General features: G+C 65.5%; 1 protein-coding gene. It reads right to left on the bottom strand.

Annotated elements, in window-relative coordinates; translation table 11 throughout:
- Positions 1 to 35: 35 nt before the first annotated feature.
- Positions 36 to 449: redoxin domain-containing protein (locus KDL01_RS47230; protein WP_212534283.1), on the bottom strand; the 414-nt coding region annotated here is incomplete at its 5' end.

Raw genomic sequence — 449 nt, 5'->3', positions numbered from 1 at the left:
CCCCAACAACGAGGGGGGTCTGCGTCACTTTCTGATTAATCCCTGAGCGCTGTTTCCAGTATTTGCGGCGTCAGCAACCCGCTCGATGCGTGACGCTTGCCGTCCGGGCGGAGGATGATCGTGCGCGGCATCTCGCCCTGCCAGCCGGGGTCGAGCGCGGCGCGCAGGCGCTCCGGCATGTCTTCGGCGTTGGCGTACTGCGGCATGCGTGCAACGTCGATCTTCCCGTCGCGGGCCAGCGGCGCCAGCGCCCGGTTCAGCATCTCGGCCTGGTCCGGACCATCCATCGACACCATCACCACATCCACGTTCTTCTTGGCGGTACGCCGCCATTGCGCGATACGCGCGATGTTCTCGCGGCAGTAGCTGCAATCCAATGACCAGATTTCGACGATGAGCGGACGCGCATGGGGCGTCTGCAGCAGCGCCGGCACATCGCGGGCATGCAG

Origin of the sequence: Actinospica durhamensis (assembly GCF_018139695.1) — a bacterium.
Lineage (GTDB): Bacteria > Actinomycetota > Actinomycetes > Streptomycetales > Catenulisporaceae > Actinospica > Actinospica durhamensis.
Note: the sequence above shows the minus strand (reverse complement) of the source record. Positions and strands in the feature narration are given on the sequence as shown.